Annotated in this window: 10 protein-coding genes and 1 tRNA gene; 8 read left to right on the top strand and 3 right to left on the bottom strand. The window is 59.4% G+C overall.

Translation table 11 applies throughout. The features are described from left to right. The first annotated feature begins 1191 nt into the window (after nt 1–1191). A complete protein-coding gene (locus IE038_RS18850) occupies nt 1192–2313 on the top strand; it encodes an HD-GYP domain-containing protein (protein ID WP_189396102.1) in 1122 nt (373 codons plus the stop codon). Nucleotides 2314–2790: 477 nt separating this feature from the next. On the opposite strand, the gene IE038_RS18845 is transcribed toward IE038_RS18850, so the two are convergent. Then, a tRNA-Ser gene (locus tag IE038_RS18845) sits at nt 2791–2878 on the bottom strand. Nucleotides 2879–3000: 122 nt separating this feature from the next. Here IE038_RS18845 and IE038_RS18840 point away from each other — a divergent pair. The 7 genes from IE038_RS18840 to IE038_RS18810 all read left to right on the top strand — a co-directional run bounded on the left by IE038_RS18840 (nt 3001) and on the right by IE038_RS18810 (nt 7661). Next, the gene (locus tag IE038_RS18840) at nt 3001–3672 is read left to right on the top strand and encodes a Bax inhibitor-1/YccA family protein (protein WP_163935203.1); all 672 of its coding nucleotides are present in this window, start codon (nt 3001–3003) and stop codon (nt 3670–3672) included. A gap of 123 nt (nt 3673–3795) precedes the next feature. Beyond that, complete coding sequence (locus tag IE038_RS18835) at nt 3796–5178, top strand: nucleobase:cation symporter-2 family protein (protein ID WP_189396101.1); 1383 nt, start codon at nt 3796–3798, stop codon at nt 5176–5178. A gap of 103 nt (nt 5179–5281) precedes the next feature. Then, nucleotides 5282–5674 carry a sulfurtransferase complex subunit TusD gene (tusD, locus tag IE038_RS18830; protein WP_163935200.1) on the top strand — a complete coding sequence of 131 codons (393 nt, stop codon included), beginning with the start codon at nt 5282–5284 and terminating at the stop codon, nt 5672–5674. 1 nt (nt 5675) lies between these two features. Further along, nucleotides 5676–6035, top strand: a complete 360-nt coding sequence (tusC, locus tag IE038_RS18825; RefSeq protein WP_163935197.1) for a sulfurtransferase complex subunit TusC — start codon at nt 5676–5678, stop codon at nt 6033–6035. Then, on the top strand, nt 6035–6334 hold the full coding sequence (tusB, locus tag IE038_RS18820) for a sulfurtransferase complex subunit TusB (RefSeq protein ID WP_163935195.1): 300 nt from the start codon (nt 6035–6037) through the stop codon (nt 6332–6334). Before tusC ends, tusB begins: the two co-directional genes overlap by 1 nt. Further along, nucleotides 6331–6666, top strand: coding sequence for a TusE/DsrC/DsvC family sulfur relay protein (locus IE038_RS18815; protein WP_163935192.1), 336 nt, complete (start codon nt 6331–6333; stop codon nt 6664–6666). The genes tusB and IE038_RS18815 overlap by 4 nt, the downstream gene beginning before the upstream one ends. Next, nucleotides 6663–7661, top strand: a complete 999-nt coding sequence (locus IE038_RS18810; RefSeq protein ID WP_163935188.1) for a glycosyl transferase family protein — start codon at nt 6663–6665, stop codon at nt 7659–7661. The genes IE038_RS18815 and IE038_RS18810 overlap by 4 nt, the downstream gene beginning before the upstream one ends. Before the next feature lie 85 nt (nt 7662–7746). Here the strand turns inward: IE038_RS18810 and cysG are convergent, their stop codons facing one another. Both cysG and serS read right to left on the bottom strand, forming a co-directional pair. Further along, nucleotides 7747–9132 (bottom strand): siroheme synthase CysG, encoded by a 1386-nt coding sequence (gene cysG, locus IE038_RS18805; protein WP_189396100.1) that lies wholly within the window; start codon nt 9130–9132, stop codon nt 7747–7749. Beyond that, complete coding sequence (serS, locus tag IE038_RS18800) at nt 9133–10413, bottom strand: serine--tRNA ligase (protein ID WP_189396099.1); 1281 nt, start codon at nt 10411–10413, stop codon at nt 9133–9135.

The raw sequence follows: 10413 nt of genomic DNA, 5'->3' as shown, positions 1-10413 counted from the left end.
CAACCGTTCGATTCCTGTGAGGCGGGTATTTCACCAAATCTCGAAGCCTTTTTCAGAGTTTCCCTAAAAATCGTTCCATGATCTAAGCCCCGGCAAGTACCACTCTCAATATCGTTATAGTTGCCTTACCAGTTAGATAAATTCTATTTCGATAACAGAGGCTTTTCAATGGCAATGTGCCATTATTTTAAGTGACGTCATTTTTTTGACCCAGATCAATAGAACCGCTTACAGAACTTGATTTTTATGATTAGTTGATGGCTTAGCACTCTCCCCTGGCTGGTGCTCAACGGGATCTTCTGAGTCTTCTAGTCTGGAACCGCCTGGCGCGAATTCCCGGAGCGCTTCGGCCCCGTGCTCAACGGTACACCGTGTGCCGGGGGACAACAGGGGGGACCTTACCAACAGGCTCCACCTGATCGGCGTTACCAACGCCCCTCCTCCTCATGCTGCCGCTTTGGCAGATCAGTGATATCGCATACTCAGCCGCTCTTGGATCAAGTGTGTATCCTCGGAAAACCAGGTTACGATGCCGGGCATCTTCGTGAGTACTGCGACCGCTAACGCACGAACCAAGCAAGCCGCCAGGAACCACGGCGTCTCAGATAGACCGAAGAGATAGCACCGGAACGCGGGCCAACGCGTTGCCTTTGCACGGGTTCAGGGAGAAAATTTTCATGCCGAAGGCCTGGACGGATTCCCTGCCGCCAATCAATCTCAGTTTTGGGGTTTTCCTGAGACCAGATCGCTGTAGTAAAAACCCATTCACCGACCGCAATGACAGATGTCATTCGTTATCAATGCTTGAGGGAGATGAAAGTCAATTTCCTGAGCGATCGGGAGCTACGCAGGCTTGTCAGACATGAAGATCTTGGTCGGTGAGTTAAGCTCGCAGCCCCCAAGCGCTAGTAAAAGCTGCCTGCAGAATGTCGTGCATAGCGTTTTTCGAGTTTCCCCCTGCTTTCCTATAAATGATAAAAAGCATCACCATCTATAGAGCGCCTGAGTGATATCGTCTGCTCAAGCTTGGCCCTCAACGAACCCGTGTTTTTTGTTTTCCACCAAACCCTCGCGGCAATCTGCTGCCGAACGTGTTGACCCGCACCTTAAGGCTCTCAAGGAGCCCTCCAGAGCAGGGAGCAATTCGCGTCATAATTTGACGAATATCACCTAAAGGTATTGGCCATCATCATGAAAAAAATTACGCGAGCGCTCATTGAGAGTTCCAGATCGCTGACAGATCGGCTGACGGCCCTGCATACGAAATTGATCGAGACGGTTCCAGGTGTTGACCGCATCGCCTGTGCGCTGTACGACCCGCAGGAAGACACGCTGAAGACATTCATCAACAGCACACACAATGGAACTGCCTTGGTAGGCTATGAGTACCCACTGTCTGACAGTTACTCACTTAAAGCGTTAGCCGACAGTGGCGAATTTCGGGTTCTGGATGAAATTGCTTCAGCGGTGTTATCTGACTCGGCACACTCAACCTGGCTCAAGGATCAAGGCTACCAGTCATCCTTCACTGTGCCAGTCTATGGTGAGGGCGATCTGCTAGGATTCGTCTTTTTCGACTCGAGGCAACCTGCCACATTCAACGTGCAGGTACAGAGAGACCTCGTCCTCTACACCAGCTTGATCCGCATGTCGATTACCAGCGAGATATCAGCCATCAGGATGGCAATCGAGACGACGCGTGTCGTCCGTCAACTCACCGAGATGCGCGACTTCGAGACCGGTGCGCACTTGGATCGCATGGGCCGCTACTCACACGTCATTGCGCGCGCAGTTGCGAAATCACGCGGGCTCAACGACGAGTTTGTTGAAAGCGTGTGCCTGTTTGCCCCCTTGCACGACGTTGGAAAAATAGCCGTCCCGGATCGAATCTTGCTGAAGCCAGGCAGGTTAGATGCCGATGAGCGCGCGATTATGGAAACCCATGTCGAGAAGGGCATGGAGATCATCGAACGAATGATGGGCAAAGGAGGCATCAACGCATTTCCAGAGTCCTCCATACTCAGGAATATCGTCTTGTGCCACCACGAGCTTCTGGATGGAACGGGTTATCCACGAGGCCTTGTCGGGGATGAAGTGCCGCTAGAGGCGCGCATTGTGACCGTTGCGGACATCTTCGATGCGCTCACCTCTCAAAGGCCATACAAGAAACAATGGTCACTGGATGAGGCCTTTGCGGAGCTCAGCCTTCTCGCAGATCAAGGAAAGCTGGATAACGACTGTGTTACGGCATTGATAGAACAGGCTGAGACAGTAAGGCACGTTATGACGAAATACATCGACGACGATGTTTAATTAGCCTGATGGTCGTTTCAGGGGTGCGGTGAGGACGGTAGTTACCCGCCCCTCACACAGGTCCGTACAGACGGAACTACCACATACGGCTACTGCCTCGAGCGTGTGACCCGAAGCGATCCTCAGGGTAAGCACGTGCATTTCCGGGTCTGGGTATGCAGAGACCAGCAAGGCGCCCATAGCATGACGATTGAAGCCGATTGCACTGGCTGCGACGTTTAAAGGCTTGTCGCCATAGGCAACATGCCGCCGGATCGGTGGCGAGCCAGATGACTGGGACGAAGCTCGGGCACCGGCCAGATCGACAGCCTTGGAGGAAGGCGACATCACCGAACGGGGTTATCGCCGAGTCGGGGCCATCGCAAAACCGTCAAAATAAGGAAAGTTTCGGAAATCCTAGGCTTTTGCCAGTGCCGAGCAGGGACTTTTATATACCCAAAAAACGCAAAAAGCCCTGAATAATCAGGGCTTTGAATATGGCGGAAGCGTAGAGATTCGAACTCTAGGATAGTTGCCCATCGACGGTTTTCAAGACCGTTGCCTTAAACCACTCGGCCACGCTTCCTCGGCTTTGCGGGCGCCATAATACCGAAATGAAACAAGCTGTCAAACTCTCTGTGTAGCCGCTTTGCATGCCTCTGTTATGATCTTTGCATCTGAACGTTTCAAAACCACAGGAGTGTCGCCATGCGCGAACAGGATTACGCCGTCAATCACGGCCTGCAGGTCGAGCAGCAAGAAGTCAGCCGCGTCCTGCGTAACACGTACGGTCTTCTGGCTATAACCCTTGTTTTCAGCGGCATCATGGCCTACGTGGCCCAGCAGATGCGCGTCGGTTACCCGAACGTGTTCGTGGTGCTGATCGGCTTCTATGGCCTGTTCTTCCTCACCAACAAGCTGCGTGATTCGGTCTGGGGCCTGGTCTCCACCTTCGCCCTCACCGGTTTCATGGGTTTCATCCTCGGCCCTATCCTCAACCGCTACCTGGGCATGCAGGGCGGCGCTGAAGTCGTCAGCTCGGCGTTCGCCATGACTGCGCTGGTGTTCGGCGGCCTGTCGGCCTATGTACTGATCACCCGCAAGGACATGAGCTTCCTGGGCGGCTTCATCACTGCCGGTTTCTTCGTGCTGATGGGTGCGGTGCTGGCCAGCCTGTTCTTCCAGATCAGCGGCCTGCAACTGGCGATCAGCGCTGGCTTCGTACTGTTCTCGTCGGTCTGCATTCTGTTCCAGACCAGCGCGATCATCCACGGTGGCGAGCGTAACTACATCATGGCAACCATCAGCCTGTATGTATCGATCTACAACCTGTTCATCAGCCTGCTGCAGCTGTTCGGCCTGATGGGTCGCGACGACTGATAGCCCGGTAGTGTACGAAAGCCCACTTCGGTGGGCTTTTTCATGGGTGGCGTTTGGGCTTTGCCAAATGGGTGTGCCACCGTAGAATGCGCTCCTTTTTTCTCCCGGGGCAGCACACTACCCATGAGCTCAATCGAACACCGGCCCGACGCACCCGCGCTGGCCAATGAACTGGTCCTGGGTCTGGAAGACCGCCCTCGCCTGCTGATCGGCCTGCTGGCTGCCCTGCAGCACTTGCTGGCGATCATCGTACCGATCGTGACGCCCGGCCTGCTGATTTGCCAGGCACTGGGGGTTTCAGCCCGCGATACCAACCTGATCGTGTCGATGTCGCTGGTCATCTCCGGGATTGCCACCTTTGTGCAGTGCCGCCGCTTCGGGCCGTTTGGCGCCGGGCTGCTGATCGTTCAGGGCACCAGCTTCAACTTTGTCGGCCCGCTGATCGCCGGCGGTGCGTTGATGGTCAAGCAAGGGACGCCGGTAGAAGGGGTGATGGCGGCCATCTTCGGTGTGGTCATTGCCGGTTCTTTCGTGGAAATGGGCATTTCCCGGATCCTGCCGTTCGTCAAGCGCCTGATCACCCCGCTGGTGACCGGTATCGTGGTGCTGATGATCGGCCTGACCCTGATCAAGGTCGGCTTGATCAGCATGGGTGGCGGCTTCACGGCCATGGCCAACGGCACCTTCGCCAACGGCGAGAACCTGCTGCTGTCCGGTGTGGTACTGGCGATTATCGTGGTGCTCAACCGTATTCCTGTGGTCTGGATGCGCAGCTGTGCCATCGTCATTGCCCTGGCCGTGGGCTACGCGCTGGCCGGCTATATGGGCCGCCTGGACTTTACCGGCATGCACCAGGCCGAGCTGTTCCAGGTGCCGATGCCACTGCACTTCGGCCTGAGCTTCTCTTGGGCACTGTTTATCCCGATGCTGGTGATCTACCTGGTGACCTCGCTGGAAGCCATCGGCGATGTCACCGCCACCAGTAAAGTGTCGCGCCAGCCGGTAGAAGGCCCGGTGTGGATGCAGCGGATCAAGGGCGGCGTGCTGGTGAACGGTGCCAACTCGCTGTTGGCCGGCGTGTTCAACACCTTCCCCAGCTCGATCTTCGCCCAGAACAATGGGGTGATTCAGCTAACCGGTATCGCCAGCCGCCACATTGGTGTGTGGATCGCCGCGATGCTGGTGCTGCTGGGCCTGTTCCCGGCAGTGGCCGGTGTAATTCAGGCAGTACCTGAGCCGGTACTGGGTGGCGCAGCGATGGTGATGTTCGGGGCCGTGGCGGCGTCGGGTATCAATATCCTCGCCAGCATCAGCCTGGACCGTCGTGCGCTGCTGATCATCTCGGTATCGTTGGCGCTGGGCCTGGGCGTGGCGCAGGTACCGGAGTTCCTCGCCCATATGCCATCGGCACTGCGCAATGTGCTGGAATCGGGCGTCGCCACCGGTGGGATCTGTGCACTGGTGTTGAACTGGTTCCTGCCAGAAAGCAGCGCGCAAAAGGCCTGATTGACGGTCGCCTCGTGGCCAGAGGCCGATAGAACAGGAAGCCCGCAGCCCGCTGCGGGCTTTTTGCTTTATTATTCCCTCAGATTTGCTGACAGAGCCTCCCATGAAGTTCGCGATTGCGGTTTTTTCCCCGGCCCACGCGCCCTCCTCGCGCCGCGCCCTGCTGTTCGCCCAAGCCGTACTGGCCGGCGGGCACGAGATTGTCCGGTTGTTTTTCTACCAGGATGGCGTTCACAACGCTTCGAGCAATGTGGTCACCCCCCAGGATGAGCTGGATGTGCCAGCCCAGTGGCGCACCTTTGTCAGCGAGCAACAGCTCGATGGCGTGGTGTGCATCGCCGCAGCCTTGCGCCGGGGCGTGCTGAACGCAGAAGAAGCCCAGCGCTATCAGCGCCAGGCGGCAAACCTGTCGGCGCCCTGGGAGCTGTCAGGCCTTGGTCAGTTGCATGAGGCCGCACAAACCGCCGACCGACTGGTCTGCTTTGGAGGCGATTGAAATGGCCAAGTCCCTGTTGATCATCAGCCGTCAAGCACCGTGGGCAGGCCCCTCCGCCCGCGAAGCATTGGACATCGCCCTGGCCGGCGGTGCCTTTGACTTGCCATTGGGCATGCTGTTTCTGGATGACGGCGTTTTCCAGCTCGCCCCCGGGCAACAACCTGCGCAACTGCAGCAGAAGAACCTTGCGGCGAACCTGCAGGCCCTGCCTATGTTCGGCGTAGAAGAATTGTTTGCTGCCCGCACCAGCCTGCACGAGCGCGGCCTTTGTGCCGAGCAGTTGAGTTTGCCGGTGGAAGTCTTGGACGACGGTGCCCTGGCAGCGCTGATTGACCGTTTTGATCAGGTGGTAACCCTCTGATGAGCACCCTGCATGTCATTTCCCACTCACCCTTTGGCGACGACCGCCTGAGCAGCTGCCTGCGCCTGCTTGGCCCCGCCGATGGCCTGTTGCTCTGTGGCGATGCGGTGTATGCCCTGCAACCCGGCAGCGCGCCGCTGAGCACCCTGCTGGCCCACAACCTTGGCGAGCGCCTGTTCGCGCTCGAAGAGGACCTGCAGGCACGCGCCATTGCGGCCGAGACCTTGGCCCGCAGCGTTGATTACCCGGCTTTCGTGGCCCTGTCCCTGCAGTACGACAAGGTCAACAGCTGGTTATGAGTACCCTGACTGTCGGCACCCGCGAGATCGCGCTGGATAAAGAAGGCTACCTGCTGGAACTGAGTGACTGGTCCAGCGACGTAGCCGCTGCACTGGCGGAACGTGAAGCACTGGAACTGACCGCCGAGCACTGGGAAGTGCTGGAGTTGCTGCGTCAGTTCTACCAGGAGTTCCAGCTGTCGCCAGCCACACGCCCGCTGATTAAATACACCGCCTTGAAGCTGGGCCCGGAAAAAGGCAACAGCCTGCACCTGAATCGCCTGTTCAAGGGTACCCCTGCCAAACTCGCCGCCAAGCTGGCGGGCCTGCCGAAGCCAACCAATTGCATATGACCGACCCTCGCCCGTTGACCCTCGAAACCCCGGCTGAGCACCCTTTCGCTCAGTTTGTGCGCATCCTTGGCAAAGGCAAGCGCGGTGCTCGCGGCCTGACCCGTGAAGAAGCCCGTGAGGCCATGGGCATGCTGCTCGACGAAAAGGTCGAGGAAACCCAGCTTGGCGCGTTCCTGATGCTGTTGCGGCACAAGGAAGAAAGCCCCGAGGAATTGGCAGGCTTCACCGAAGCGCTGCGCCAGCGCCTGCACGCGCCGCCAATGCAGGTCGACCTGGACTGGCCAAGCTACGCGGGCAAGAAGCGTCACCTGCCGTGGTTCCTGCTGGCGGCCAAGTGCCTGGCGGCAAACGGCGTACGCATCCTGATGCATGGTGGGGGTGCACATACCGCTGGGCGTCTGTACACCGAGCAACTGCTCGACCTGCTGCAGATTCCGCTGTGCCGCGACTGGAATGCCGTGTCTAAGGCGCTGGATAACCACCACTTGGCGTTTGCGCCATTACAGGACTGGGCACCCCAGCTGCAACGGATGATCGACCTGCGTAACACCCTGGGTCTGCGTTCGCCGATCCACTCCCTGGCTCGCGTGCTCAACCCGCTAGGCGCGCGCTGCGGCCTGCAGAGCATCTTCCACCCTGGCTATCAGGCGGTGCATCGCGAGGCCAGCCGACTGCTCGGTGACACGGCCATTGTGGTCAAGGGCGACGGGGGTGAGATCGAGGTCAATCCGGACAGCGCCAGCCATTTGTACGGCACGGCAAGCGGGCTGGATTGGGATGAAGAATGGCCAGCGCTGGCAGCGCAGCGCCATGTCAAACCGGCCAGCCTGGAACCGGAGCATTTACTGGCGGTCTGGCGTGGCGAAGCCAGCGACAGCTATGGCGAAATGGCCCTGATTTCGACCATGGCCCTGGCCCTGCGTGGGCTGGGCGATGACCGCGAAAACGCGTTCGCCAAGGCACGGGAATACTGGGCAGCACGCCCACTCGGCTAATGAACGGGCAGGCACCAGCCCTGCTGACAATGAAGGCGCCGCACACGCGGCGCCCATCACTGCAATCGCCAACAAAAGCCGTTTTTTACTGGGCGCCTTCGAACCAGGCGAGTTTGTCGCGCAGTTGCACCACCTCACCCACGATAACCAGCGTTGGCGCATGGACTTCATGCTCCGCCACCAGTGTCGGCAGGTCAGCCAACGTGCCGGTAAAGACGCGCTGATTGGGTGTGGTGCCTTGCTGAACGAGCGCAGCCGGGGTATCCGCAGCACGACCATGACGGATCAGCTCGGCGCAGATAGTCGGCAGCCCCACCAGCCCCATGTAGAACACCAGGGTCTGCGCTGGCGCCACCAGATCGTTCCACGGCAGGTTGCTGGTGCCATCCTTGAGATGACCGGTCACGAAGCGAACTGACTGCGCGTAATCGCGATGGGTCAGCGGAATACCGGCATACGCCGAGCAACCACTGGCCGCCGTGATGCCGGGCACTACCTGGAACGGAATGCCCTGCTCCGCCAGCTCCTCGATCTCTTCGCCGCCACGCCCGAAGATGAACGGATCGCCACCCTTGAGCCGCAGCACGCGCTTGCCTTGCTTGGCCAGGTCAACCAGTAGCTGATTGATCTGATCCTGAGGCACGGCGTGATCGGCGCGACGCTTGCCGACGTAAATACGTTCGGCATCACGGCGGCACAGCTCAATGATCGCCGGTGCCACCAGGCGGTCGTAGAGCACCACATCGGCTTGCTGCATCAGGCGCAAGGCACGGAAGGTCAGCAGATCAGGATCGCCAGGGCCGGCGCCGACCAGATAGACCTCACCCGAAGTCTGGGCAGGTACGCCATCGACCTTGGCCTGCAACAAGCGCTCGGCTTCAGCACCCTGCCCGGCCAGTTGGCGCTCGGCAATCGGCCCCTGAAAGACATCTTCCCAGAAGCCACGGCGCTGATTGACGTCTGGGTAGAGGGCTTTCACCTTGTGGCGAAAACGCGCAGCCAGACCCGCCAACTCACCATAAGCGGCAGGAATCCAGGTTTCCATCTTGGCCCGGATCAACCGGGCCAGCACCGGCGCGTCACCGCCGCTGGACACTGCGACAACCAGTGGCGAACGGTCGACAATGGCAGGGAAGATCACCGAACACAGCGCTGGCGCGTCGACCACATTGACTGGCACGCAACGCTGCCGGGCATCCGCAGACACCTGGGCATTAAGCACCTGGTCATCGGTCGCAGCGATGATCAACTGACAACCGTCCAGATCGCTTTCCTGATACCCACGGGACAGGAGTTCACCACCGCTGTGCCGAGCGAGCTCGGCCAATTGCCCTTCGATCTCGGGCGCAACCACACGTAATACGGCGCCGGCATCTGCCAGCAAGCGAGATTTGCGCAGGGCAATCTCGCCGCCACCTACGACCAGCACACGGCTGCCGCGCAGGTTGTGGAACAGCGGTAGGAATTCCATTTAGCCGATGACCTCCAGGCCGCCCATGTAAGGCTTGAGAGCCTCAGGCACACGGATCGAGCCGTCAGCTTGCTGGTAGTTTTCCAGCACTGCCACCAGCGTACGACCCACTGCCAGGCCCGAACCGTTGAGGGTGTGCACCAGTTCCGGCTTGCCGGTTTCCGGGTTGCGCCAGCGGGCCTGCATACGACGGGCCTGGAAGTCGCCACAGTTGGAGCACGAGGAAATCTCGCGGTACTTGTCCTGGCTCGGCACCCAGACTTCCAGGTCGTAGGTCTTGGTGGCGCTGAAGCCCATGTCGCCGGTGCACAGTGCCAGTACGCGATATGGCAGTTCGAGGGCCTGCAGTACGCGCTCGGCATTCGCCGTCAGGCCTTCCAGGGCGTCCATGGACTTGCTCGGCTCAACGATCTGAACCATTTCGACCTTGTCGAACTGGTGCTGGCGGATCATGCCACGGGTATCACGACCCGAGGCACCGGCCTCACTGCGGAAGCACGGAGTGTGGGCAACAAATTTGATCGGCAGCTGCTTGGCGTCGAGGATTTCGCCAGCAACGATGTTGGTCAGCGACACTTCAGCCGTCGGGATCAGGTAGAAGTCGGCTTCGCCTTCACGGGTGATCTTGAACAGGTCTTCTTCGAACTTCGGCAACTGGCCAGTGCCTTGCAGCGCAGGCGCTTGAACCAGGTACGGGGTATAGGCCTCTTCGTAGCCGTGCTCATTGATGTGCAGGTTGATCATGAACTGGGCCAGGGCACGGTGCAGGCGCGCAATCGGGCCACGCAGCAGGGCAAAACGTGCGCCCGACAGCTTGGCTGCGGTCTCGAAGTCCAGCCAGCCGTTCTTCTCGCCCAGGGCGACATGATCCTGGACCGGGAAGTCAAAGGCTTTCGGGGTGCCCCAACGGCGCACTTCGACGTTGCCTTCTTCGTCTTCGCCGACCGGCACCGACGCATCCGGCAGGTTCGGAATGCCCATCAGAATGCCATCCAGCTCGGACTGGATGCTGTCCAGCTCGACCTTGCCGCTGGCCAGCTCGGCCGCCATGCGCTCGACGTCAGCCATCAGCGGAGCGATGTCTTCGCCCTTGGCCTTGGCCTGGCCGATGGACTTGGAGCGGGCGTTACGCTCGGCCTGCAGCTGCTCGGTGCGGGTTTGCACCACCTTGCGGCGCTCTTCCAGTGCTTCGATGCGCGCGACATCCAGGCTGAAGCCACGGGAGGCCAGGCGGTCCGCCACTTCCTGAAGTTGGCCGCGTAACAGTTTGGAATCGAGCAT

The organism is Pseudomonas laurentiana, assembly GCF_014648275.1.
GTDB classification, from domain to species: domain Bacteria; phylum Pseudomonadota; class Gammaproteobacteria; order Pseudomonadales; family Pseudomonadaceae; genus Aquipseudomonas; species Aquipseudomonas laurentiana.
This window is presented reverse-complemented; position numbering and strand designations above follow the sequence as displayed.